The organism is Aliivibrio sp. 1S175 (genome assembly GCF_001690985.1).
GTDB lineage: Bacteria > Pseudomonadota > Gammaproteobacteria > Enterobacterales > Vibrionaceae > Aliivibrio.
The window spans coordinates 92,795-116,439 of the sequence record NZ_MAJS01000035.1 but is presented as its reverse complement, the minus strand read 5'-3'; the positions used below and the strand labels follow the sequence as shown (position 1 = coordinate 116,439).

25 protein-coding genes are annotated in these 23,645 nt (G+C 39.5%); 21 read left to right on the top strand and 4 right to left on the bottom strand.

Features of this window, described 5'->3' with window-relative positions; genetic code table 11:
• The first annotated feature begins 16 nt into the window (after positions 1–16).
• Entirely contained in the window at positions 17–226 is a 210-nt protein-coding gene (locus tag A6E06_RS11990) for a hypothetical protein (protein WP_065593494.1), read from the top strand.
• 90 nt (positions 227–316) lie between these two features.
• Here A6E06_RS11990 and bioA read toward each other — a convergent pair whose 3' ends face one another.
• On the bottom strand, positions 317–1,597 hold the full coding sequence (bioA, locus tag A6E06_RS11985; RefSeq protein ID WP_065593495.1) for an adenosylmethionine--8-amino-7-oxononanoate transaminase: 1,281 nt from the start codon (positions 1,595–1,597) through the stop codon (positions 317–319).
• Positions 1,598–1,756: 159 nt separating this feature from the next.
• Here bioA and bioB point away from each other — a divergent pair, with 159 nt between their 5' ends.
• From bioB to bioD, 4 genes are read left to right on the top strand one after another with little or no spacing between them, the layout of a single operon-like run.
• Complete coding sequence (gene bioB / locus A6E06_RS11980) at positions 1,757–2,809, top strand: biotin synthase BioB (RefSeq protein ID WP_065593496.1); 1,053 nt, start codon at positions 1,757–1,759, stop codon at positions 2,807–2,809.
• Positions 2,793–3,944 carry an 8-amino-7-oxononanoate synthase gene (gene bioF / locus A6E06_RS11975; RefSeq protein ID WP_065593497.1) on the top strand — a complete coding sequence of 384 codons (1,152 nt, stop codon included), beginning with the start codon at positions 2,793–2,795 and terminating at the stop codon, positions 3,942–3,944. Before bioB ends, bioF begins: the two co-directional genes overlap by 17 nt.
• Positions 3,945–3,950: 6 nt before the next feature.
• Positions 3,951–4,772 (top strand): malonyl-ACP O-methyltransferase BioC, encoded by an 822-nt coding sequence (gene bioC / locus A6E06_RS11970; protein ID WP_065593498.1) that lies wholly within the window; start codon positions 3,951–3,953, stop codon positions 4,770–4,772.
• Positions 4,765–5,445 (top strand): dethiobiotin synthase, encoded by a 681-nt coding sequence (gene bioD, locus A6E06_RS11965; RefSeq protein ID WP_065593499.1) that lies wholly within the window; start codon positions 4,765–4,767, stop codon positions 5,443–5,445. Before bioC ends, bioD begins: the two co-directional genes overlap by 8 nt.
• 85 nt (positions 5,446–5,530) lie before the next feature.
• Here bioD and A6E06_RS11960 read toward each other — a convergent pair whose 3' ends face one another.
• On the bottom strand, positions 5,531–6,412 hold the full coding sequence (locus A6E06_RS11960) for a LysR family transcriptional regulator (RefSeq protein WP_065593500.1): 882 nt from the start codon (positions 6,410–6,412) through the stop codon (positions 5,531–5,533).
• Positions 6,413–6,707: 295 nt separating this feature from the next.
• On the opposite strand from A6E06_RS11960, the gene A6E06_RS11955 reads away from it, so the two are divergent.
• The 4 genes from A6E06_RS11955 to A6E06_RS11940 all read left to right on the top strand — a co-directional run bounded on the left by A6E06_RS11955 (position 6,708) and on the right by A6E06_RS11940 (position 10,388).
• On the top strand, positions 6,708–7,775 hold the full coding sequence (locus A6E06_RS11955) for an HlyD family secretion protein (RefSeq protein ID WP_065593501.1): 1,068 nt from the start codon (positions 6,708–6,710) through the stop codon (positions 7,773–7,775).
• 13 nt (positions 7,776–7,788) lie between these two features.
• Positions 7,789–8,814 carry a DUF2955 domain-containing protein gene (locus A6E06_RS11950; RefSeq protein WP_065593502.1) on the top strand — a complete coding sequence of 342 codons (1,026 nt, stop codon included), beginning with the start codon at positions 7,789–7,791 and terminating at the stop codon, positions 8,812–8,814.
• Positions 8,815–8,936: 122 nt separating this feature from the next.
• On the top strand, positions 8,937–9,941 hold the full coding sequence (locus A6E06_RS11945) for a glycosyl transferase family protein (protein WP_065593503.1): 1,005 nt from the start codon (positions 8,937–8,939) through the stop codon (positions 9,939–9,941).
• Between the two features lie 177 nt (positions 9,942–10,118).
• Complete coding sequence (locus A6E06_RS11940; RefSeq protein WP_065593504.1) at positions 10,119–10,388, top strand: DksA/TraR family C4-type zinc finger protein; 270 nt, start codon at positions 10,119–10,121, stop codon at positions 10,386–10,388.
• A 99-nt stretch (positions 10,389–10,487) separates the two neighbouring features.
• Here the strand turns inward: A6E06_RS11940 and A6E06_RS11935 are convergent, their stop codons facing one another.
• Entirely contained in the window at positions 10,488–10,982 is a 495-nt protein-coding gene (locus A6E06_RS11935) for a GNAT family N-acetyltransferase (protein WP_065593505.1), read from the bottom strand.
• A gap of 200 nt (positions 10,983–11,182) precedes the next feature.
• On the opposite strand from A6E06_RS11935, the gene A6E06_RS11930 reads away from it, so the two are divergent.
• From A6E06_RS11930 to A6E06_RS11900, 7 genes are read left to right on the top strand one after another with little or no spacing between them, the layout of a single operon-like run.
• Entirely contained in the window at positions 11,183–11,830 is a 648-nt protein-coding gene (locus A6E06_RS11930) for a hypothetical protein (protein ID WP_065593506.1), read from the top strand.
• Positions 11,831–11,839: 9 nt separating this feature from the next.
• On the top strand, positions 11,840–12,523 hold the full coding sequence (locus A6E06_RS11925; RefSeq protein WP_065593507.1) for an ABC transporter ATP-binding protein: 684 nt from the start codon (positions 11,840–11,842) through the stop codon (positions 12,521–12,523).
• Entirely contained in the window at positions 12,511–13,773 is a 1,263-nt protein-coding gene (locus tag A6E06_RS11920) for an FtsX-like permease family protein (RefSeq protein WP_065593508.1), read from the top strand. The genes A6E06_RS11925 and A6E06_RS11920 overlap by 13 nt, the downstream gene beginning before the upstream one ends.
• The gene (locus A6E06_RS11915) at positions 13,766–14,590 is read left to right on the top strand and encodes an outer membrane lipoprotein-sorting protein (RefSeq protein WP_065593509.1); all 825 of its coding nucleotides are present in this window, start codon (positions 13,766–13,768) and stop codon (positions 14,588–14,590) included. The genes A6E06_RS11920 and A6E06_RS11915 overlap by 8 nt, the downstream gene beginning before the upstream one ends.
• Positions 14,591–14,592: 2 nt before the next feature.
• Positions 14,593–15,849 (top strand): hypothetical protein, encoded by a 1,257-nt coding sequence (locus A6E06_RS11910; protein ID WP_065593510.1) that lies wholly within the window; start codon positions 14,593–14,595, stop codon positions 15,847–15,849.
• Positions 15,849–16,910 (top strand): sensor histidine kinase, encoded by a 1,062-nt coding sequence (locus A6E06_RS11905; protein ID WP_065593511.1) that lies wholly within the window; start codon positions 15,849–15,851, stop codon positions 16,908–16,910. Before A6E06_RS11910 ends, A6E06_RS11905 begins: the two co-directional genes overlap by 1 nt.
• Positions 16,907–17,743 (top strand): LytTR family DNA-binding domain-containing protein, encoded by an 837-nt coding sequence (locus A6E06_RS11900; protein WP_065593512.1) that lies wholly within the window; start codon positions 16,907–16,909, stop codon positions 17,741–17,743. The genes A6E06_RS11905 and A6E06_RS11900 overlap by 4 nt, the downstream gene beginning before the upstream one ends.
• A gap of 129 nt (positions 17,744–17,872) precedes the next feature.
• Here the strand turns inward: A6E06_RS11900 and A6E06_RS11895 are convergent, their stop codons facing one another.
• The gene (locus tag A6E06_RS11895) at positions 17,873–19,504 is read right to left on the bottom strand and encodes an alpha-glucosidase (RefSeq protein WP_065593513.1); all 1,632 of its coding nucleotides are present in this window, start codon (positions 19,502–19,504) and stop codon (positions 17,873–17,875) included.
• 143 nt (positions 19,505–19,647) lie between these two features.
• Here A6E06_RS11895 and A6E06_RS11890 point away from each other — a divergent pair, with 143 nt between their 5' ends.
• The 5 genes from A6E06_RS11890 (at position 19,648) to A6E06_RS11870 (ending at position 23,561) form a co-directional block, all read left to right on the top strand.
• Positions 19,648–20,526: a LysR family transcriptional regulator gene (locus A6E06_RS11890; protein ID WP_065593514.1), complete on the top strand. Its 879-nt coding sequence runs from the start codon at positions 19,648–19,650 to the stop codon at positions 20,524–20,526.
• 105 nt (positions 20,527–20,631) lie between these two features.
• On the top strand, positions 20,632–21,810 hold the full coding sequence (locus tag A6E06_RS11885) for an MFS transporter (RefSeq protein WP_065593515.1): 1,179 nt from the start codon (positions 20,632–20,634) through the stop codon (positions 21,808–21,810).
• A gap of 38 nt (positions 21,811–21,848) precedes the next feature.
• Positions 21,849–22,127, top strand: coding sequence for a GNAT family N-acetyltransferase (locus A6E06_RS11880; protein ID WP_065593516.1), 279 nt, complete (start codon positions 21,849–21,851; stop codon positions 22,125–22,127).
• A gap of 79 nt (positions 22,128–22,206) precedes the next feature.
• Entirely contained in the window at positions 22,207–22,551 is a 345-nt protein-coding gene (locus A6E06_RS11875) for a HopJ type III effector protein (RefSeq protein ID WP_065593517.1), read from the top strand.
• Between the two features lie 32 nt (positions 22,552–22,583).
• A complete protein-coding gene (locus A6E06_RS11870; protein ID WP_065593518.1) occupies positions 22,584–23,561 on the top strand; it encodes a Gfo/Idh/MocA family protein in 978 nt (325 codons plus the stop codon).
• Positions 23,562–23,645: the final 84 nt, after the last annotated feature.

The following is a 23,645-nucleotide window of genomic DNA, read 5'->3' as shown; positions in this document are numbered from 1 at the left end:
TAAAGAAGGAATTTAAATGCTGAAGTTCATCAAGTTTTTACAGTTATTGATTTTAGGTGTGGTTGGTGCGTTTGTGATTCAATCAACCGTGCTACACGGCATTGGTATTTTTAGTGAGCGCTATGTCATCATGAGTTTAGTGCTAACGGCATTGTTAGAGTTAGCTATCTTCATTATTTATAAGTTAGTAGAAGATGATTTTACTAATGAAGCCAAGAAGAAATAATAGCTATTTAGAATTGTAGCTAAAATAAAAGCCGATATATTTAAATGTATCGGCTTTTTTGTGCTTATAGATAAAGGCCTGTTATGTGAGTTAAAACAACTCACATAACGCGCTATCAATGGCCTTTACTAGTTTGGTAATATGCTCTGGTTGTGAAATAAATGGTGGCATCATATAGATCAGCTTGCCAAATGGACGTATCCAAACCCCTTGTTTAACAAAATGCGCTTGGATCTTTTCCATATTGACCGGTGTCGTTAATTCCACCACACCAATAGCTCCTAACCAACGCACATCTGCAACCACATCGTATTTTTTAAGCTGTGGCAGTAATTCTGAAAAACAAGTTTCAATCTGTTTAGTTTGAGTCTGCCAATGATTCTGTTGAATTAATTCTAGACTCGCATTAGCGACAGCACAGGCCAATGGATTTCCCATAAAAGTTGGTCCATGCATAAAGCATCCGGCGTCTCCACTGCATACAGTATCAGCGACAATTTTACTGGTGAGAGTTGCAGATAATGTCATGTAACCACCAGTAAGCGCTTTACCAATACACATGATGTCAGGTTCAATGTCGGCATGCTCACAAGCAAACAATTTTCCTGTTCGACCAAAACCAGTCGCAATCTCATCCAAAATTAGCAATAAGCCATATTCATCACACAAACGGCGCACTTCTTTTAAATATTGAGGGTGATACAAGCGCATTCCGCCAGCGCCCTGAACAATTGGTTCAAGGATCATGGCAGCGATCTCTTCGTGGCGTTCTGCCAGCATCTTTTCTAAAGGAATAATATCAGCAGGGTTCCATTCACCACCAAAACGGCTATCCGGAGATTCAACAAACAGGTGTTCAGGTAAAAAACCTTTATATAAACCGTGCATTGAATTATCAGGATCGGTGACAGACATCGCGGCAAAGGTATCACCATGATAACCATGTCGAACAGTGACAAATTTAGAGCGAGGTTGACCTTTTGCGTGCCAATATTGCAGAGCCATTTTTAAACTAACTTCAACCGCTACTGAGCCTGAATCAGCTAAAAAGACTTGCTCTAATCGAGAAGGGCTTAGTTCAACTAATTTTTTACATAAATCGACCGCAGGCTGATGAGTAATGCCACCAAACATCACATGGGCCATTTTATCGGTTTGATCTTTAATGGCTTGATTTAGATGAGGATGACAGTAACCATGAATGGTAGACCACCAAGAAGACATTCCATCGACCAACTCTTGACCATCCTCTAAATAGAGATGTACGCCATTAGCATGGGTAACAGGATAGCAAGAGAGCGGGTTAATAGTAGATGTGTAGGGATGCCAAATGTGCTGACGGTCAAAATCCAAATCGACGTTACTGTTCATTAATTCACCGGTTGTAAACTTAATCTTTTCATTAAGGTTGACAGTGTATCGTTTAACCGTAGACTAGCCAAGTATAAATATAAGCTAAAACCACAATAGAAAGTGGTCGGATGTTAGTAATAGCAATGGTTATAGCATGTTAATGGAAGGAATTTACACGTGGAAGTGAGACATAACTGGACAGTCGCCGAAGTACAAGAATTGATGGATATGCCGTTCATGGATTTAGTTTTTGAGGCTCAATTAGTGCATCGAAAACACCAACAAGCGAATTATGTACAAGTCAGTACCTTGCTATCAATTAAAACAGGTGCCTGCCCTGAAGACTGTAAGTATTGCCCTCAAAGTGCTCATTATCGTACAGATGTTGATCGTGAACGCTTGATGGAAGTAGAAAGCGTACTTGATGCAGCTCAGAAAGCGAAAAACTCAGGTTCGACTCGTTTTTGTATGGGTGCAGCGTGGAAAAATCCAAAAGAGCGTGATATGCCATATCTTCTTGATATGATTAAAGGCGTGAAAGAAATGGGCCTTGAAACATGCATGACGCTAGGCATGATCACTTCAGATCAAGCAGGTGAATTATCGGGTGCGGGCTTAGATTACTACAACCACAACCTAGATACTTCGCCAGAATTTTACGGCAACATCATTACGACTCGTACGTATCAAGATCGTTTAGACACGTTATCTCATGTTCGCGATGCAGGAATGAAGATTTGTTCTGGCGGCATTATCGGTATGGGCGAAAGTGACAGTGATCGTGCGGGTCTGTTTGTTGAACTAGCGAACCTTCCTCAACATCCAGAATCAGTTCCTGTGAACATGTTAGTGAAAGTGAAAGGTACACCGCTAGAAGACGCAGAAGATGTCGACCCATTTGATTTCATCCGTCTGATTGCGGTTGCGCGTATCATGATGCCAGAATCTGCAGTTCGTTTATCTGCGGGTCGTGAAAGCATGAATGAGCAGATGCAAACGCTATGCTTTATGGCGGGTGCAAACTCTGTATTTTATGGTTGTAAGTTGCTGACTACCCCAAATCCAGATGAAGACAGTGATATGCAACTGTTTAAAAAACTGGGTGTGAATAGTCAACAAGTAGCGCAGAAACCAGATGTGGTTCAAGAACACGAATTATTAGATCGCGTTGCTGAACGTGTCGCTTCTCGTCCTGAAAAAGACGATTTATTTTATGAAGCAAGCGTTTAATCAACGTATTAGCTCCGCGCTTACCCAACGTAGGCAAGCGGGGCTAACTCGTTCTCGAAGAGTAATAGAGCAAGGTAATCAATCAAGGTTAGTGGTGGATGGTAAATCCTACATTAACTTTTCGGGTAATGATTACCTTGGCCTTGCAGGCAGCAAAGAACTAACTCAAGCATGGCAACAAGGGTTATCTTTATATGGCAGTGGCAGTGGTGCTTCACCATTAGTGACGGGTTATTCAAAACCGCATGCCAATTTGGAATCTCAACTGGCTGAATGGCTTGGGTTTGATTGTGCATTACTGTTTAATTCAGGTTTTAGTGCCAATCAAGCGGTGCTTTTTTCATTATTAGAAAAAGGCGATACGTTGTTACAAGATAAATTCAACCACGCTTCATTAATGGAAGCGGGAATGTTCTCACCTGCGACCATGAAACGCTTCAAACACAATGATATTGCTCACTTAACTAAATTATTAGACGCTTGTGATGATTCACCTTCTTTAGTTGTGACTGAAGGGGTTTTTAGTATGGATGGAGATTTATCACCACTTTCAGATATTGCTAAAGTAACCAAAGATAAAAATGCGTGGTTAATGGTGGACGATGCCCATGGGTGTGGCGTGTTAAGCAATAATGGCCGAGGTTGTTGTGATTTTTATCGAGTAACACCAGATATTTTAGTCGTCACGTTTGGTAAAGGGTTTGGTCTATCTGGCGCTGCGGTTTTGTGTAATCACGAATCTGGTGATTACCTCGCACAATTTGCTCGTCATCATGTCTATTCAACAGCAATGCCTCCAGCTCAAGCTCATGCGTTATCTCATGCCTTATTGATGATCCAACAACAAGAATGGCGACGTGAAAAACTCAAAGAATTAAATCAACAATTTGAATCAGAATTGACTGGTTTTTCAGGAGCGGTGAAAACAGAGACGCCGATAAAGCCGATTATTATCGGCGAAGCGGACGCGGCAATTGGCATGTCAGATAAATTAAAAGCACAAGGTTTATGGACAACAGCGATTCGCCCTCCAACGGTACCAACAGGAACGGCACGATTAAGAGTGACATTAAGTGCTAACCATTCGATACAAGATATTACTCAATTAACGCAAGCAATAATAAAATTAGGATGATGAGTTATGGTTAATCAAGCAGTCGCCATAGAAACCTCACATTGGACACCAAGCCAAGAGAAACAAGCCATTCAAGCAGCCTTTAGTAAAGCCGCGAATACGTATGACCGCTCTGCTGAATTTCAACGTCAGGTGGCGGATACCTTATTATCTTACTTACCTCAAGACCTATCAGGGCAGCGTATCGTCGATGTAGGTTGTGGAACGGGTTATTGCAGTGAGCAACTGTTAAAGCGCGGTGCAACAGTGGTGGCGTTTGATCTGTCTCAATCAATGTTAGATAAAGCCAAAGAGCGCTGTGGTGAGTTGAACATATCTTATGTGCAAGGTGATGCAGAGCATTTACCCTTTATCAATAATGAATTTGATGTGGTTATTTCTAGTTTAGCACTGCAGTGGTGTCAGGATTTATCCGTACCTTTACGTGAAATGAATCGAATTACCCATAACAAAAGCAAGGTTATATTTTCAACTTTGTTAGATGGCTCACTATTTGAGTTGAAAAAAGCGTGGTCAAAGGTTGATTTATATCAACATGTTAACGATTTTATTACCTCATCTATGGTAAACCTTGCGTTAGCGCAATCTGAATGTAACAAGTTTACACTAGACTGCACGCCAGTCGAGATGACGTATTCTTCTGCTCTTGCTTTAATGAAAGATTTAAAAGGAATTGGAGCAACGCATTTATCTAATGGTCGCCACTCAGGTTTATTGAGTAAAGAAAAGCTATTAGCAGTAGAAGAAGCGTATCAAGTTTTTAAGAATGAATTTAATAAGTTACCTGCTACTTATCAGGTAGGCTTTGGAGTTATAAGTAATGATTGATGCATTTTTTGTTGCAGGTACAGATACCGATGTAGGTAAAACCGTCTCTTCTAAAGCTATTTTAGACGCTTTAAATATGAAGGGGCTAAATACAGCCGCATATAAACCTGTTGCCGCAGGATCTGAAGACAAAGGTGAAGGCGTTCAAAACTCTGATGCAATCCATTTACGCTCTGTTGCCAATGTTGAATTAAGCTACGAAGAAGTAAACCCGTATGCATTATTATTGCCTTCATCACCTCATATTGCAGCGGAAGCGGAAGGCGTAGTCATTGATTACTCTGTACTGTCTCAAGGTTTAGCTGCGTTAAAAGCGAAGTCAGATGTAGTATTAGTGGAAGGCGCTGGCGGTTGGCGTGTTCCAGTCTCTAAAGACGATTGTTTGTCTACTTGGGTAAAACAAGAAAAATTGCCAGTTGTATTAGTTGTTGGTATTAAATTAGGTTGTTTGAGCCACGCGATGTTAACGGCAGAAGCGATTCAACAGGATGGGTTAGAGATTATTGGTTGGGTTGCAAACCGAGTAAACCCAGGTACTGAGCATTACGCTGAGATTATCGCGATGTTAGAAGATAAAATGCCTGCGCCAAAATTAGGCGAAATCCCATACATGCCAAGTGTTAAGCGTAAAAATATGGGTAAATATATTAATCTAGATGTGTTAGGAAGCTAACTTCTATTGCTATAAACACAGTTAAGAACAAGAAAAATAAATGCAAAAGCCAATATCTTTTATGATGTTGGCTTTTTTGTTGGCGTTAATTAGAAAACGTTTCTCTAAATAACGTTACCATCGCTCGCGTTTTTTCAGGTAAGTAGCTTGGTGTTGGGTAAACCAAAGTAATGGTTAAATCAGTAAATGAGGTTCTTGGTAAGACCTCAATGAGTTGGCCATTTTTGATTTTATCTTCAATTAAGATCGAAGGCAGAAGGGCAATGCCTTTACCTGACAGTGCTAATCGTTGAAGCAGATTTAGATCATCACTAAATAATTGATAATCAATCCCTTGAGGAAGTAAGCTTTTATTATAGCGACTGGCGAGCAGATGAAAGTCATTTAACTGAGCCACATTATCAGGATTGCCATTAAGCGCTAAATACTCTGCAGAGGCAACCATACTATAAGGAATTTGAATTAAGCGTTGCTGAATATAGTCATCATGCAAAGGTTCGATATAGCTAGGTAGAATTTGTAGATCAATATTTTTACGACGAAGATCCAACGATTGAACATGATGCTCAATCTCTAATTTAACCTCTGGAAATTCCTTCATATACTGTTCAATTAACTGGGAGAAAATCTCGGTCATTCCAAGAGCTGGTGGGATAGCCACCTTTAATCTGCCTCTTGGTGTTAAGTGATGATCCTTCATTAGTCGGCTCGCATCCACTAAGGTATTGATTGGGTTAGAGGTTTGCTCATACAGCCATCTCCCTTGCTGGGTTAATTCAATCGCTCTTGTCGTTCTGATGAGTAATTGATGGCCAAGTGCTTTTTCTAATTCTTGCAGTCGACGGCTGACTTTTGAGCGCTGTAATCCTGCAAATTGTGCGGCAGAGCTAATGCCTTTATGCCTAACAATAAGAACAAATAGGTAAATATCATCAAATGAAACGGTGCTTTCTGGCTGGTTGCTCATCTCTATTGTCCTGTTAATAGGTCATATGTGGGCTATTTTGCCATCTATTCGGAATGAAATCACGCACTATAATGATACCAATCTACATAAGTATTTGATCATTCTTGCTTGTTAAAATCGATTATATCTGCGTTATACCTTTCTATTGCAAAAATTAGGTGTAATTAGAACCACTAGTTACTGTAATTTATGCCTTGCTCTAATCAATTTTTCCTGCGCAATTATCTGAACAACTACTTATCCAGAATGGTATGAGAACCAGATCACGGAAACTTTGACTTTATTGAGAACTTCTATGCAAGCTGCAGAGCAAAAATTCAAACAATGGATGCGTATCCTAATCGTATTATTTTTAATCGTTACTGCCTATTTAGTGATGGCAGATAGATTAACGCCGTTAACGACCCAAAGTAAGGTGCAAGGATTTGTTGTTCAAATATCACCAGAAGTGTCTGGTCGAGTAGTTGCAGTTAATCACACAAATAACCAATTAGTTAAGCAGGGCGAGTTACTGTTTAAGATTGATGATGAAAAATATCAATTAGCTGTTCAAAAAGCCGAAATTGGATTAGCTCAAGCAAAAGAACAAGAAGCGTCATTAGTGGCGGATATCGAAGCGGCACGCTCAAATGTTAAAACGACTCAAGTAACGGCAGATAATGCGAACCGTGAATATCACCGTATTAAGCGATTAGCAAAATCAGGAGCAGTATCTGCATCAGGTTTAGATTCAGCAATGACTAAGCGTGACCAAGCCGCTGCCAATTTCATGGCTTCAAAGCAAAAGTTACACGCATTGGAAGTTAAACTAGGTAAAGGCGATGGCCAAAGTAGTGCCGTACTTTCTGCAAAGAATGCCTTAAAACAAGCGTTACTGAATTTAGAAAATACTCAAGTAATAGCGCAAAGTGAGGGGATAATTACCAATATGCAGTTGCATGTCGGTTTGTTTGCAAATGCTAATCAGCCATTACTGACGTTTATTCCAACCGATTCATTGTGGATCTCTGCAGATTATCGTGAGAAAGCGACTTCAGAGATGAACAAAGGAATGTATGCAGAAGTGGCTTATGATGCACTGCCGGGTGAAGTGTTTCCATTATTGGTAGAGAGCCGCGATTATGGGGTTGCTTCTGCCCAACAAAAAGCCAATGGCCAATTGAGCACGGTAGAAGTGAGTAACCGTTGGGTTCGTGATGCCCAACGTGTGCGAGTGAATTTAATTAGTGAAGAGGCTATTTCACCACGACTATTTGTTGGCTCGCGAGCAACCGTTATTATTTATACGTCAGGCAATACCGTCATTGATTACATTGGTCATAGCTTAATTACCATGATCAGCTATCTACATTACATATACTAGGTGGAATGTTGATATGAAAGCATTACGGATATGGTTTGGTTGTGTTCTAGGCTTTGCAATATGTACTGTATTTGGTTGGTCAAACGGCATGTTCGGAACTCTGTTACCACTGTTTATTTTATCTAATCTGAATCGTTGGAACTGGGGAATGTTCATTCAGTTGGTTGTCAGTGTCGTTTGGGTGAGTATTCAAGTGGTATTAATTGTCGGTTTTTTACAACCATATCCACTATTGATGACCGTAGCTGTCGGCATTATGCTGCTATTTAAATGCCACGCAATGCACTATAAAGCGAGTTACTTATTCGGTTATACTGGCTTATTAGTCGGTTCAATTTTATTGAATTTTGGATCGTATGTGACATTTGATTTAGAAAACTTCATTGTCGGGGCATGGGTTGCTGCCATTATGGTGATCCCTATTTGTGCTTTAGCTTTCTATCTGTTTCCTGATCCTATTGACAGTAATGCACCGATTTTAAAAGTAGAAGGCCAGAGCAAAGATCCACGAGAGATGCTAGAACAAACGGCATTGGGCTGGATGGTTGCCATGATCGTATTTTTGATATTTGAAATCGGCACATTAAATGATTCATTATCAGCCCAAGCCTCAATGCTTATCATGCTCTCTCCAATGACACTCGTTGGTTCGTTGATGATGGCTCGAATTCGTATCGTAGGGACTATCTTAGGCTGTTTGGCTGCGATGGCGATGCAATTGATACTTTATGATCTGTATGACAATCCAATTTTATACATTCTAAGTTTTGCAATTGCATCAGGCTATTTTTGTAAATGGTTAGCCAGTGAAAACCCAATAATGAAGGGCGTTGGGTTCTCAGCAATGGCGGCATTAACCATTCCAATTACAGGCGTGATCCCCGGTCAAAAAGATGCATTTTTTGCTATTTTGTATCGAGTCTCATCCATTATGGTGGCAGTGATAATAACCAGTATATTAATTTGGGTATGTTATCGATTAATTAAACTGTTCCCTGTATTTTTCCGTGGGGTTGAGCGAGAAGAAAAGGCTCACTAACAATTTGAATTAGTAGATAATAAGCCAAGAGGTTAGTACATTGTTACGAACCTCTTGGCTTTTTTTGTTTATGTGATAACGTCTGTGTAGTTGAAAATTATAAGAAAATAACAAGGACAGTCATGAGCTCAATTATTGAATGTATTAAAACCGTCGGCCGTGGTGAGCGCAGCCGTAAGCCATTAAGTTTTGATCAAGCCTATCAAGTAATGAAAGAATATCTTGCTGGTGAAGTCTCTAGTGACAAGATGGCAATGCTGATGATGCTTATCCGAGTTCAAAACGAAACGGTTGAGGAGATCAGCGGCTTTACCACTGCAATTCGTGAATTTATTCGTAACGAACAAACGCCAGAGTTAAAAGATCTTAACGTTGATATTGATTGGGCGTGTTTTGCCGGTAAGCGTCAGGTTCAAGGTCCATCATGGCAGTTATACGCAGCACAAATTCTAGCGAACAAAGGATTTAGAGTATTGCTTCATGGCCACTTACAACTGGGCAGCACGCGTGAACACGTATCTCAAGTGATTGATAAACTAAATATCCCTCGCTGTTCAAGTATTGCAGAGACACAGAAAAAACTAGATGAAGGAAATATCGCTTATTTACCTCTATCGGTTTACGCCCCTCAAGTAGAAACCATGCTGTTATGGCAACATGAGTATGGTCTGCGTACCCCCGCGAATACCTGTGCGCGTATGTTAAACCCGGCATCAGCTCCAATTTCATTACGTGGAAGCTTCCACCCAGGCTTACCACAGCTGCATGGTGAAGCGGAGTCTCGTTTACAACAAGCGACAGAAGATTGCTCAGAATTGGCACTGTGCTTTAAAGGCATGGGCGGAGAATCTGAATTTAACCCTAAAGTTAGCCAGTCTCTATGGTGTGTATCAAAAGGGGTATGTGAAGAGCTGTATTGGGAAGAAGCATTAATTGAAGAGTTACCAATCCCGCAAATTTGTTTGTTAGGGACTAAACCTGAGCAATTACAACTAATGGCAAATACCGTGATTTTTAATGTCGCGAATGTTTTATGGGCAAATAAACGTGAAGAAAGCTACCCAAGATCAGAGGCGATTAAGCTTGCTACTCAATATTGGGAAGAGTATGTAAATACACTCGATTAACTCTTTATTAAGCAAATGAATCTGTTAAGCCGTAACTTTATCGTTGCGGCTTTTTTTCGACCACAACCATTTAGTTTATTACATCAGTGTAATAGTAATTCACATATAGCTCTATTATCAAAACACAGTTAATAATTGATAATGTTCTCCTAGTCAATCATACATTTGGAGACCATTATGGCGAATGGATTTACAAGAGATGGTGGCGTACAAGAACAAATTGATGCCACTGTGACTGATGCAATTAATCGTGCGAGAGCACACCTTAACCATGAACATAACGACACAGATTATTGTCTTGAATGTGGTGAGTTGATCCCTGAAGGCCGACGTAAAATCATCCCCGGCGTTGAATTGTGTGTGGGATGTCAATCTAAAGAAGATACACGTGAAAAAGCATTCAGCGCTTACAACCGCAGAGCAAGTAAAGACAGTCAATTACGATAGCAATGGTTACTGTCTAGATCTGCATTGGTATAACAATGGCGAAGTATCATACTTCGCCATACTATTACTGAGAAATGGTTTTGAATAAAAAAAGAGAGGCTATTTACGATTGATACGTGCCAAGAAATAGGTATTTACGTACTCACCCTGTCTAAACGCAGAATCAATTGCCTCACCTTCAATGACAAACCCGAATTTTTTATACAGTGAAAGCGCGGCATCGTTATCAACAAAAGCATCAATCTCAATGCGGCGAACATTAAGCCAGTTGTCAGCAAGTTCTATAACGGTTTCGATTAGCTTACTACCAATACCACGGCCATGATAATCATCGTGAACGCCCATTCCAAAATGAGCAACATGACGAGTCCTAGGTTGTGTCACTTGTTCAAAACCAATATTACCGACAACCTTGTTATCAATAAGGGCAACATAGCTATAGACGTTATCAGGTTTGCTTGAAATGCGTTTTTCCCAGAGAGCAGGCGATGGGAGTGGCAGTTGAAGTGTTTGCGCCTGAGCTTGTGGTTGATTATACAACTCACATAAACCATCAATGTCTTTTAACTCTGTTGGGCGAATCACTATTTCCATTACCTGCATCCTTTGCCTAATAAACATACACTTAACTTAACCAGAATCGCCTTCGATGACAAGCACTGATCCCATTTGAATCTAATAATTACCATTTATTCCTGTTATTTACCATTCGTCGCATCCTCCAGTTTTTTGTTTTTACCTTAGCTAATCTGTAAACATCAAAAAGGGATCTCATACTAACTAAGGACAACCTAATGAAACATAAATTAACGACACTAGTAGTCAGCATATTTATGAGTGTGATGACTTTCTCCACGCAAGCGGCATTAACTGATAAAGACATTGCAGTATATAACCAAGCGGCAGCAGGCGATGAAGATCTTGTTGAATCGGCTTATGAACGTTTTGAACAATTAATTCAAAGTGAGGGGGCAACCCCCTTAACTCTCGTTTATCTTGGCAGCTCAGAAACCCTAAAAGGCCGAGACGCCATGATGCCTTGGACAGCAATGAAATACGTTGAACAAGGGTTAGCTAACATTGGCAAAGGGCTAAATTTACTTGCTACGGAAACGACCCCAATTGAAGATCAACCCGTTGTGTCTGGTCTTCCTAATTCTTATCTCACCCGTGCTTTAGCGGCAGCAACGTATTCACAATTGCCTGATATGTTTAATCATTTTGAGCGCGGTTATGATCTTTATTTGGCTCTTTTATCTGAGCCTACTTTTCAACAGCAACCTTATCAAGCCACCGCTTGGGTATACGGTTATGCAGTACAGGCAGCGCTTCGTGCTGATGATATAAATCAAGCCAATCAATGGGTAGCAGTCATGAGTGAGCGAGATAACAATCATCCTGAATCAATAAAAGCGCAGGCACTTATTCGTTCTAAAAACTAGGAGGCGATAATGATCAGTTTTAGTGGCATAGAAAAAACATATCAATTGGGCTCTCAAGACGTTAAAGCGTTGAAAAAGGTCGAGGGCTTTATTATTAAAGGCAGCATGGTGACTCTATGCGGCCCATCAGGTTCAGGAAAAAGCACCTTACTCAATATACTTGGCCTGTTAGATATGGATTATAAAGGCAAGATCAGAATGGATGGACAAGCTTATCCTAAAGATCCCATTAAAGCTGCCACGTTACGTCGTCACAAATTAGGTTTCGTATTTCAACGCTTTAATCTAGTGCCAGTGATGACCGCTTTAGAGAACGTAGCCTATCCGCTGCATTTAAATGGCTACAATCGAGAAGATCAAAAACGCTTAGCCACTGAAATGTTAGAAAAAGTAGGCCTTGGCAATTTTATTCATCACCGACCAGACAATCTTTCTGGTGGACAGCAGCAACGTGTCGCTATTGCAAGAGCATTAGTGCATAAACCAAGCTTAGTCATTGCCGACGAACCAACGGCGAGCCTAGATAGCCATACCGCAGAAAAAGTGATTGATATTATGAAAGCGTTAGGCAAAGAAATGGAAACCACCTTTATTATTGCGACGCATGATTACCGAATGGCGCAGCATTGTGATGCCAGTATAAATTTACTTGATGGCACGATCAGTAAGGAGACTATCTCATGGACAAGTTAATGGCCTTAGTTCCTGATTCATTGCGTCTTGCTTGGTTGAACTTATTGCGTAATGGACGCCGTAGTGCGCTTTCAATTCTTATTATTACTATTGCCGTTTTTGCGCTAACCAGTGCGGGCGGTTTTGGTTTATATACTTATGATTCATTGAAAGAATCGACAGCAAGAGACACTGGACACCTTACTCTAAGTCAGCCGGGTTATTTTGAAAGTGATGAAGAGATGCCGCTTAGTAATGGACTTTCAGATACTTCAAGTTTAATTAATGAAATCATGAAACACGATGAAGTAAGAGGAGTGCAACCGCGTATTTATTTTACAGGGTTAATCTCTAACGGGATAAAGTCGACCATATTTATGGGAACGGGTGTCAACGATCGTGAGTTTGATATGAAAGGTCCATTTCTAGACATGAGATCAGGAAAAACCTTAATGGATATTACATCGAGTCGATATGACGTGATGGAACCTGAGATTATGCTCGGAGTGGATTTAGCTAAAAATCTAAATGTGGGTATTGGTGATTGGGTTACTTTACTGGCAACGACCAGTGAGGGTGCGTTGAATGCGTTTGATTTTAAAGTACATGGAATTTATTCAACAGGGGTTCCAGAATTAGATAAACGTCAGCTGTATATACACATTGACTCAGCCCAAGAGCTGTTGATTTCAGATAAAGTGAGTACATTATCCGTCTTTCTGTTCGATACCGAGCAAACAGAGCTTATGCACCAACGATTAAATGAAGAAGTAAAAATCACACAGCAAGATATTGAAATTACCCCATGGCAAGACAGAGCCTTCTTCTACAATAAAGTAAAAAGCCTTTATGATCTGATTTTTGGTGTGATGGGATTTGTGATGGGATTAGTCGTCTTTGTTGCGCTGTTTAATACCATGACAATGTCCGTGACTGAGCGAACTCGTGAAATTGGTACCTTATCCGCACTGGGAAGTTACCCAAATGAAATTATCCATTCATTCTTAAGAGAAGCGGGTTTACTTGCTGTCATTGGTGTGTTTTTGGGGGCGTTAACCACTGCGATTACCACCGCGTTTCTGATGGTTATTGATGTACAAATGCCACCACCTCCGGGCAGAACCGACGGTTATCCATTAAATATTTATTTCTCTTTTGAGTTAGTCGCTTACGCAGGTTTTGGTGTGATGTGTATTTGCCTGCTTGCTGCGTATTTATCCGCTCGCAAAGGAGTCAAAAAACCAATCACGGAGGCGCTTATCTATGTCTAAACTCAAATTATTACCTACATTATTTTTATTAATAGGTTTTCAATCTCCAGTGGTGGCGACAGAGCTTGACCAACCAACGATTAATCAACAAGAGTTGACTCAACCAGAAAAAGAAATTCGGGATAGCCAAATTAAACAAATGATTAAGGCGGCGGATGATTATCGATTAGATAATGCGGCCGCAAAAGTGGTATCAGAAGTATTACTGTATAAAAATAATGAGTTAGATAAAACACGTCAATACACGGTCTATATGCGAGAAAATAGAGAATCATTAGTGCTGTTTAATTCTCAAGTAGAAGCTGGGCAAAAGATGCTGATGTTAGGTGATAATTATTGGTTATTAATGCCTAAAAGTCGCCGGCCAATCCGTATTACGCCAATGCAGAAATTATTGGGAGAGGCGTCTGTCGGTGATATTTCAACGCTAACATGGAGTGATGATTATCAAGGGCAGTGGCAATTGAGTGAGTCACTGACATTAGAGAATGGTAAGCAGGTGCAAACTGAAAAACTCAAATTAAATGCCATTACTAAAGGCGCGAGTTATTTCACTATTGATTTATGGTTAGAACAGGGAACTCATTTTCCAATCAAAGCTGATTTGTATCTACGTTCAGGGAGAATGGCGAAAGAAGCGTGGTTTATTAAAGGGATTAGAGAAGGAGAAACTAAAGTAATCTCGATGGTATTAAATGATCGGATCCAAACAAACCAAAAAACCGTCATTGAATACAAAGAAATTGTACCAACAGATATTGCGGATAAATATTACAACCCCGCTTATCTATCTCGCACCAAACAATTGGATTTGTAACAATGAGCAGGGTTATTAAATCTGTACTACTCGTTAGCGCTGGTTTTTTTTCTGCCACGTTGTCAGCGTCGGACTTTACGTTTGAATGGGATTGGATGCTCAGTGCCGAAACGGTTCAACAAAGAGAGACGGCTTTCTCTCCAATAACAGATAACGAGCATCAAGAGTCATTCAATGGTTTATTAGATGTTCAGATTGGCTATCAAGATTGGAATGCGGTGGTGGCACTGAAAGGTAATGATCTCTATTACCACTCAAGCCTTGAGTATCAAGATAAAAGTGCAGAAGCGGAATTGATTATCAGTGAACTGTTTTGGCAAAGTAGTGTTGATATTGCCAATACATCATTGGATTTACAACTAGGTAAAGTCCGAGTCGATTGGGGCGTTGGCTATGGTTACCGACCGTTAGATATATTCACGCCATATCGTCGTAACCCAGTCGGCATTCAAGTAGAAGAAGGGGCGGGGGTAGCCTCGGTATCTTATTTTGATAACCAAGGCGAATGGTCATTAATCTATACCGATTCTTCATGGACACAACAACAAGGGAATGAGTTAGAAGAGCAAAGCGAACAGCAAGGGATAGGAATAAGACGTTATGCGTTAATGGGAGATACCGAATACCAATGGGTCGCTTATTACGATGACGTTCGGCAAGGATTAGTGGGGGTAAGTGTCGTGACGGTGCTTGATGCTGCGTGGGAGTTTCATGGCTCGGCCGTGTATCAATTAAAGTATCTTTCTTATCAGCAGCCTAGTATCACGCTTTATCCTGTCACCTTAAAAAAAGAAGAAAATGCATATCAAGCCTTAGTAGGATTTACGTGGGCAAATGCCGTAGGCAATAGTATTGTCTTAGAATATTGGTATGACAGCCGAGCATGGAGCAAAAGCGATTGGAATAATGCGTTTATTGTGGCAACGCCATCGTATCAACAAGGCTTTAATCAGGCGAATATGGTTCAACATAACATGATGTTTCATTGGAGCCTAGATCCTAACGCATGGTCAACATGGCAATGGAGCCAAAACATATCATGGCTAAGTCAATTTACCCCAACATTTGATGTGCTTTACTCACCAGAAGATAATGGCGTGATAGCAACGCAGTGGTTAAATTATTTACTGCATGACTCGGGTGATTCCAGTATTGAAATGGAACTTGCCGCGCGTTTTTTAACAGGAAAAAGCGATTCTGCGTATGCAAACCTACCAGATAAGCATATGATCTTACTGAACCTAAAAGGAAGATTTTAATGGTTACAATAAATAAACAAAAAGAGCCAACGTTTAGATTACTAAAAAGCTTTTCTATCACCACGGTATTTTGCATTATTATTGCGATGGTAACGAGTAATCTTTGGCCATCACCATTTTATGAACATATCATTATTAGCCTTGGTTATGGCTATAGTGCAATTTTGTCTGCGTACATATTAGATAAACTTTTCCCGATGATTAGAAAAGTGTACTCAAGCGCGATAGCCATGGTATTCACTGTTATTTTTGGCACACTGCACGCTTTTATATGGCTTAAAAAATACGATGACTTTTCAACGATAGAAGCGCTTAAACCCGTAGTGCTATTAGGACTTATATTTTCAATAATCTGTTTTTACTATTTTCATACTAATGAACAAAAACTATTAGCAGAACAAGAATTAGAAGTGGCTAAGCGTAAGCAATCAGAACAAGAAAAAGCACTAGTACTTAGCCAGTTGAGCCAATTACAAAGTCAAATAGAACCGCATTTCTTATTTAATACACTTGCCAATATTAGTGCGTTAATTGAGCTAGACAATAATAAAGCGAAGCTGATGTTAGAAAAACTAACCGATTTACTGAGAGGTACGTTAAAAACAAGCCGTAAACCATTAATCAGCTTAGAACAAGAGACCGAATTACTCAGCGCCTATTTAGCAATTCAGCAAATCCGGTTAGGTGAAAGATTAAACTATGACATCGATAATCCGTTGATTGACTCATTGTCATTACCCCCATTATTAATCCAACCCCTAGTTGAAAATGCCATTACACATAGTATTGAACCTAAGGCGAGTGGTGGACAAGTTAAGGTAAAGTTTAAGCAACTTGATGGTATCTTTAAAGTTACTATCTTTAATAATGGGTTAGGTTTAAATTCAACGTGTTCTACTGCGGGTAATGGCATGAGTCTGAATAATATAAAACAGAGATTACAGGATTTGTTTGAAGGTAAAGCATCGTTAACTATCACTGAAAACAAGCAAGGTGGCGTAACCACGGAGTTATCAATACCCATGGAATGTTTAGAACAACTGAATAAGGAATATTCATGAATCAATCAACTACCGCTATTATTGCTGACGATGAACCTTTATTACGTTTTCATCTTGAAAAAATGCTCTCGGATTTATGGTTAGATTTAGAGATTGTCGCTACCTGTGCTAATGGTAAAGAAGCGCTCGAAGCAATAGAGTTGCATCAACCAGACGTAGTTTTTCTGGATATTAAAATGCCAGAGTTAGATGGCATGACATTAGCGACTCAACTGCAAAAATCGGCCATGCCACCTTTGATTACGTTCATTACAGCGTATGATGAGTTTGCAATAAAAGCCTTTGAAAATAATGCGATAGATTATGTATTAAAGCCAATATCAGAAACAAGGCTAGCGGTAACGTGTGAAAAGATACAACAGAGAATTGTTCAACAAAGGCTCTCTAAACAAAGAAGTTCATCAGATCCTTTGATAGAAGTCCAAAACAGCCCACACCAAACCATACTTAGTGATTTGTTAATTCAAATACAGCAGTTGTCTGCTCAAAAAACGCCAGATTATTTAACTTGGATTAAAGCCTATCAAGGAGAAGATTTACACCTAATCTCTATCTATGATGTGCTTTATTTTAAAGCAGAAGATAAATATGTTTCTGTTTATGCCCAACAAGAAAATAATAAAGTAACCGAGTATTTGATCCGTTGTTCTCTTAAGGAGTTACAGCAGAAAATAAATCCGGATCATTTTTGGCATATTCATCGTTCAAGTATTGTGAACGTAGCTAAAATAGACAAAGTAAAAAAAGATCTGTTAGGGCATTTGCACGTTCATATTGGTGGGGTGAAATTGTCAGTAAGCCGAAATGCTCAAAGCCTGTTTAAAGGCATGTAAAAAGCGAGAGTGTGAGTGTAACGCCCCATTTCTACAGCATAACTATCAATAGAAGGTAATCTAATAGATAAGCAACAGGGCGCTACAAGGGTGGTTCAATAGTCTTTGTAGTAAGCTATAAGCATCTAACTACAGTCTTACAACGATACTCTGATACGGTGTAAGTACTAGGTGTGATCCTAAATGAGTGACAGGATCCAGATTTGCAATTAAGCATTCAACTTCTTTATCCGTTAAATGTTCAGGCAGAGTTAACGTCTGAGACTCAGCAGTAAAGTTATTTAGCACGACTAAATGTTGATCGGCATCTTTACGTTCATAAGCAAATACCGCAGGGTGATCTTCAAACAGTGGAATGAAATCACCATACACAATTACAGGATTCTGTTTTCTCAGTGCGATCAGCTTTTGGTAATGATAAAAAATAGAATCGGTATCTTCCAAAGCTACGGCCACGTTTATCTCAGGGAAATTCGGGTTCAATGAGATCCAAGGCGATCCTTGAGTAAAACCAGCGTGGGCAGAATCATCCCAATGCATTGGTGTACGCGCGTTATCACGACTGTTAGCATGAATGCCTTTCATCATGGTCTCATGACTAACGCCAGAGTCAGTTTTTACTTTATAGAAGTTCAGCGTTTCAATGTCTTTGTACTCTTCTAACGTATCAAATGCCACGTTAGTCATACCAATCTCTTCACCTTGGAAGATATACGGTGTTCCCTTCAATAAATGCAGGGTTGTTGCTAACATTTTTGCGGACTCAACACGATATTGACCATCACAACCGTACTTAGAAACAACACGAGGCAAATCGTGATTATTCCAAAACAGTGAGTTCCAACCATTATTGCTTAACTCAAGCTGCCATTTAATCATCACTTGCTTAAAGGCATTAAGATCTAACGGTTTTGGTTTCCACTTATCGCCGTCTTCCCATAACAAAGTAATGTGCTCAAACTGGAACACCATTGATAACTCATTACGAGCAGGGTTACTATAAAGCTGCGCGGTTTCTGGCGTGGCATCCCACGTTTCACCTACGGTTAATAAGTCTTTATTACCAAACGTCGCTTGATTCATCTGTTGAAGAAGCGGATGTAAACGATCGCCATTACCCGTGATCTTTTTATCGATTTCTTTACCAATTAAATCAATCACATCTAAACGGAAGCCACCAATACCTTGGTCGATCCACCAATTCATCATATCAAACACTTTTTGGTGAACCGCAGGGTTTTCCCAGTTTAAATCTGGCTGACGTTTTGAGAATAGATGGAAATAGTATTGCTGATTTTCCTCATCCCACTCCCACGCCGTACCACCAAAAATAGAGCCTAAATCACTTGGTGCTTCACCGTTTTCACCCGCATCACGCCAGATATAAAAATCACGATATTCACTGTTTTTGTTGTTTTTTGCTTCAACAAACCAAGGGTGTTCATCTGAGGTATGGTTAACCACCAAATCCATCACGATTTTAATGCCACGTTGTTCCGCTTTTTGCATTAATTCACGCATGTCATCCATGCTACCAAATTCAGCAGCAATGGCTTGATAATCAGAGATATCATAGCCATTGTCATCCATCGGAGACTGATAAACAGGAGAGAGCCAAATAACGTCGATACCAAGTGTCGTTAAGTAATCGAGCTTGCTGATAATACCTTGAAGATCACCAATACCATCATTATTTGAATCACAAAAGCTGCGTGGGTAAATTTGATATACCACACTGTTATGCCACCAACGTTTTTCCATCTTGATATCCAATATTCATTAAAGAAAGTAAAACTAATATAGCGAAATTAAATCGGTATGAATAATTGATAATTTGAACTCTGATATAGAAAAAATTTATATCACGAGTATGGTAGAGGCGATACTTACTATGGATTATCATGATGGAAAAGCAGTACCGTTACTTTTATGAGGTGGCTCGCCAAGGCAGTATTAAAGCCGCGGCGGATAAATTGTTCATTAGTCAACCAACACTCACAACGGCAATCAAAAAATTAGAAGATGTACTTGGCACATTATTGTTTCATCGAAAATCTAAAGGAGTTGAATTAACCAGTGCTGGCTGGGTCTACTATCGTTATGTACAAGATATTTATGAAAAACACGGCCAGATGATGCATCAACTCTCTGACATGAAAGCCCGTAGCCAAGGTAAAATTAAAATTGGGATTGGTGAAGCGTGGTGGGAGTGTTTTGCCGCGGATGTTATTAAACAATTTATAGAGACTCATCCCAATAATTCACTCTACATTGAGTTTGGTAATGGATTATCAATGCTAAGTCATTTGCTTAATGGTGATATTGATCTCTTTATTGGTCATGAAATAGAAAATATTGATTCTCGTAACCGAGTGCGTTTTATTCCCTTATTTACAGAGCGTGAATCTTTATATGTTCGAGAAGGGCACCCATTATTAAATGATGAGGCGTTAAGCCTGCATGATTACCCACAAATAAAAGTTACGCCAGACCACACTAGAGACGGGAAAGTTCTGAATGATAAAGGGGCCGAGACTTTTGCAATTAAAGCACAGCAAGTCAAAGTGGTTTATGAATTAGACTCGTTAAAAGCCAGTATTGATATGCTTAAAATGAGCGATTCGATTATGCCTTATACCGATAAAATTAAAGAAAAAATGAAAGATCAGAACATTGCTACATTACCAATTACAGATCATCGACAAGGCGTCGTCGGGATTTATTCAAATACCGAAGTATTGTCCGAAAATATGGAGTACTTAGTGAATTTATTTAAGCAATAAACAAAGGAGTAGGTAAATAAAGTAAAGATCATTCTAAGATGAACTAGAATTAATTAAATATATGCTACTGTAGCAATAATATAAACATTAATGAGAGTCACTATCATGTCGAGCACTGCTCATTGGAGAAATCCAAAAACCTTTCTTATTTTAATCTCGATTGTCGTTCCTATCGCATTTTCGGCTTGGAGTGCTTTGCTCAATAACTTTGTGATTGAAAAGGCCGCTTTTACAGGTGCCGATATTGGTTTACTGCAAAGTGTACGTGAGATCCCTGGGTTTTTAGCGTTTACCGCTGTTTTCGTCCTTCTTTTTCTTCGTGAACAAAAATTCATGATCCTTTCTTTAGTGATGTTGGCTGCGGGTGTAGCAATTACAGGCTTCTTCCCGAGTGTTTATGGATTGTTGTGCACTACGTTATTAATGTCGACGGGGTTCCATTATTTTGAAACCTTAAAACAGTCATTATCTCTGCAATGGTTTACGAAAGAAGAAGCGCCTGAAATGTTAGGTAAACTAATTTCTGTGGGAGCGTTGGCCTCTTTATGTACGTATGGGGCGTTGTGGGTATTACTTGAAGTTATACAGCTAGAGTTTAAATGGATTTACTTGATTGCTGGCTCTGTTGCTTTGGGTATCATTATCTTTATGTGGATCGCTTTTCCTGAATTTAAAAGTGAAACGCCTCAAACTAAGAAGCTAGTACTGCGTAAACGTTACTGGCTGTATTATGCATTAACTTTTATGAGTGGCGCCCGTCGTCAGATATTCACTGTTTTTGCTGGTTTTTTAATGGTAGAAAAATTTGGGTATTCAGCCGCAGATATCACCTTATTGTTCCTCGCTAACTACGCATTTAACTGGCTATTTGCTAAAAAAATCGGTCGTTGGATTGGTGTCGTTGGAGAACGTAAAGCGTTGATGTTTGAATACGGAGGCTTAATTTGTGTATTTGTTGGCTATGCCGTAGTACAAACGGCAGAAGTAGCTGCGGCATTATACATTATTGACCATTTGTTCTTCGCGTTAGCGCTTGCTATTAAAACGTATTTCCAAAAAATTGCTGATCCTGCTGATATGGCTTCTACCGCCGGTGTGGCATTTACGATAAACCATATAGCAGCAGTCATTATTCCGGTAAGTTTTGGTTTGGTATGGTTAGTGTCTCCTGCTGCGGTATTTTATGTAGGCGCAGGAATGGCATTATTATCCTTAATATTGTCTTTAAACATACCTCAAGCACCAACTGAAGGAAATGAAACTCGCATTTTAAAGTGGAACTGATTAAAGTAATGCCATTGCATAAATTAAAAGGAAGTTGCATGAATACGATTACTCATGATCTTGAAAACAAATGCTATCAAATCACTTTAGAAGGGGATCAAGTCGCTAAAGTGTATTATGAAAAGAAAGGTCATATTCTAGATGTCATAAGCACCCGTATTCCTGATGAGTTACAAGGGAAGGGGTATGGAAAAGTGATGATGGAATCGTTTCTCTCTGAAATGAAAGCGTCTAACTTACAGATTGTACCGGTGTGTTCTTATGTTGTTCATTACATGAATCGAAATGAGCAATGGCAATTCTTAGTTGCGAAATAATTAAATCAAATAAAGCCTAGTTCAATTGAGCTAGGCTTTATTTTTATCTATCTAATTGAACAGAAAAAGGATGGAAAAGATGTCTCTACAAGCGTTTATTGAAAGGTTAAATACTCAGCCAGAATTGGTAGATTTTTCAGACACAATGTCAGTGATTGACGCGAATTATGATTTTATACCAACGGAGTTTTCTAATGGAAATACCGTTAGTGAAGCAGAGCAGAATAATGGGTCGTGTAAGATCTTTGCTTTTGCTCAATTAAATCAATTGACGGTTGAGCAAACGTTGACTTGCTTTGGTCAATATTATCGCGACGATGTGTTACAAAACCCAACCAATGACGATCACCAAAATATACGTAACTTTATGGTGACGGGTTGGAGTGGTATTCAATTTAAAAGTGAAGCATTAAAACTTAAATAACCCTATATAGAAACCAATAAAGAGAGACCATAATGATCAAACTTGCTGTTATTGGAACAAGCTGGATTACTGAACGTTTTATTGCGGGGGCGATAGCGTCAGGAAAATATGAATTAAAAGCGGTGTATTCTCGTTCATTAGAACAAGCAAAAGCGTTTGCAGAGAAGTTTGCGGTAGAACTGGCTTTTGATAACTTAGATCAATTGGCTGAGTGCCGTGAGATTGATACGGTATATATTGCGAGCCCTAACTCTTATCACGCGCCACAATCAATTCAAATGATGAAACAGGGCAAACACGTTATCTGTGAAAAGCCAATGGCATCAAATTACACCCAAGCACAACTTGCCTATAAAACAGCAGAAGAAAATAATGTGGTTCTGTTTGAGGCGTTTATGTCTCCGTATTTACCTAATTTTCAGGTAATGAAAGCGCAATTACCAAGCCTAGGATCAATCAGAAAAGCGCACATTACCTATTGTCAGTATTCTTCCCGTTACCCAAAATATCTAAATGGTGAAAACCCTAACACCTTTAATCCTGAGTTCTCTAACGGTTCTATTATGGATATTGGTTTTTACTGTGTGGGCTCTATGATTGAGTTATTTGGTGAACCTAAATCTATTCAAGCACAAGCGCACTTATTGGATTCAGGTGTTGATGGTAACGGCAGTATCATTTGTGGTTACGATGGCTTTGATGTCGTTGTCATGCACTCTAAAACAAGTGATTCTTATGTGCCAAGTGAGATCCAAGGTGAGAATGGAGCCATTTTGGCTGATATGATCTCTATCGGTGAGAAAATCACAAAAATCACTCGTGGTGGAAAAACCGAAAACTTAACCGTGGAGCAGAATGACAATCCAATGATCTATGAAGCACTTAAATTTGCAGAACAAGTTGAAGCCAACCAAATGGATAAACATGCGGTTGAACGTTCATTATTGATTTCGAAAGTAACGACAGAGATCCGTAAGCAGACCGGCGTTGTTTTCCCTGCGGATAGCTAGTGTTTTTACTTAACTATTTTTAATAAAAAAGCCGAATAATATTACATTATCCGGCTTTTTTATTGTCTACAGAATGCGTTATTC

Excerpts from the sequence above, each read along its gene's own strand:
- A6E06_RS11990 (WP_065593494.1), top strand. The coding sequence starts at position 17 with ATGCTGAAGTTCATCAAGTTTTTACAGTTATTGATTTTAGGTGTGGTT.
- bioA (WP_065593495.1), bottom strand. The coding sequence starts at position 1,597 with ATGAACAGTAACGTCGATTTGGATTTTGACCGTCAGCACATTTGGCAT.
- bioF (WP_065593497.1), top strand. The coding sequence starts at position 2,793 with ATGAAGCAAGCGTTTAATCAACGTATTAGCTCCGCGCTTACCCAACGT.
- bioC (WP_065593498.1), top strand. The coding sequence starts at position 3,951 with ATGGTTAATCAAGCAGTCGCCATAGAAACCTCACATTGGACACCAAGC.
- bioD (WP_065593499.1), top strand. The coding sequence starts at position 4,765 with ATGATTGATGCATTTTTTGTTGCAGGTACAGATACCGATGTAGGTAAA.
- A6E06_RS11960 (WP_065593500.1), bottom strand. The coding sequence starts at position 6,412 with ATGAGCAACCAGCCAGAAAGCACCGTTTCATTTGATGATATTTACCTA.
- A6E06_RS11955 (WP_065593501.1), top strand. The coding sequence starts at position 6,708 with ATGCAAGCTGCAGAGCAAAAATTCAAACAATGGATGCGTATCCTAATC.
- A6E06_RS11950 (WP_065593502.1), top strand. The coding sequence starts at position 7,789 with ATGAAAGCATTACGGATATGGTTTGGTTGTGTTCTAGGCTTTGCAATA.
- A6E06_RS11945 (WP_065593503.1), top strand. The coding sequence starts at position 8,937 with ATGAGCTCAATTATTGAATGTATTAAAACCGTCGGCCGTGGTGAGCGC.
- A6E06_RS11940 (WP_065593504.1), top strand. The coding sequence starts at position 10,119 with ATGGCGAATGGATTTACAAGAGATGGTGGCGTACAAGAACAAATTGAT.
- A6E06_RS11935 (WP_065593505.1), bottom strand. The coding sequence starts at position 10,982 with ATGGAAATAGTGATTCGCCCAACAGAGTTAAAAGACATTGATGGTTTA.
- A6E06_RS11930 (WP_065593506.1), top strand. The coding sequence starts at position 11,183 with ATGAAACATAAATTAACGACACTAGTAGTCAGCATATTTATGAGTGTG.
- A6E06_RS11925 (WP_065593507.1), top strand. The coding sequence starts at position 11,840 with ATGATCAGTTTTAGTGGCATAGAAAAAACATATCAATTGGGCTCTCAA.
- A6E06_RS11920 (WP_065593508.1), top strand. The coding sequence starts at position 12,511 with ATGGACAAGTTAATGGCCTTAGTTCCTGATTCATTGCGTCTTGCTTGG.
- A6E06_RS11915 (WP_065593509.1), top strand. The coding sequence starts at position 13,766 with ATGTCTAAACTCAAATTATTACCTACATTATTTTTATTAATAGGTTTT.
- A6E06_RS11910 (WP_065593510.1), top strand. The coding sequence starts at position 14,593 with ATGAGCAGGGTTATTAAATCTGTACTACTCGTTAGCGCTGGTTTTTTT.
- A6E06_RS11905 (WP_065593511.1), top strand. The coding sequence starts at position 15,849 with ATGGTTACAATAAATAAACAAAAAGAGCCAACGTTTAGATTACTAAAA.
- A6E06_RS11900 (WP_065593512.1), top strand. The coding sequence starts at position 16,907 with ATGAATCAATCAACTACCGCTATTATTGCTGACGATGAACCTTTATTA.
- A6E06_RS11895 (WP_065593513.1), bottom strand. The coding sequence starts at position 19,504 with ATGGAAAAACGTTGGTGGCATAACAGTGTGGTATATCAAATTTACCCA.
- A6E06_RS11890 (WP_065593514.1), top strand. The coding sequence starts at position 19,648 with ATGGAAAAGCAGTACCGTTACTTTTATGAGGTGGCTCGCCAAGGCAGT.
- A6E06_RS11885 (WP_065593515.1), top strand. The coding sequence starts at position 20,632 with ATGTCGAGCACTGCTCATTGGAGAAATCCAAAAACCTTTCTTATTTTA.
- A6E06_RS11880 (WP_065593516.1), top strand. The coding sequence starts at position 21,849 with ATGAATACGATTACTCATGATCTTGAAAACAAATGCTATCAAATCACT.
- A6E06_RS11875 (WP_065593517.1), top strand. The coding sequence starts at position 22,207 with ATGTCTCTACAAGCGTTTATTGAAAGGTTAAATACTCAGCCAGAATTG.
- A6E06_RS11870 (WP_065593518.1), top strand. The coding sequence starts at position 22,584 with ATGATCAAACTTGCTGTTATTGGAACAAGCTGGATTACTGAACGTTTT.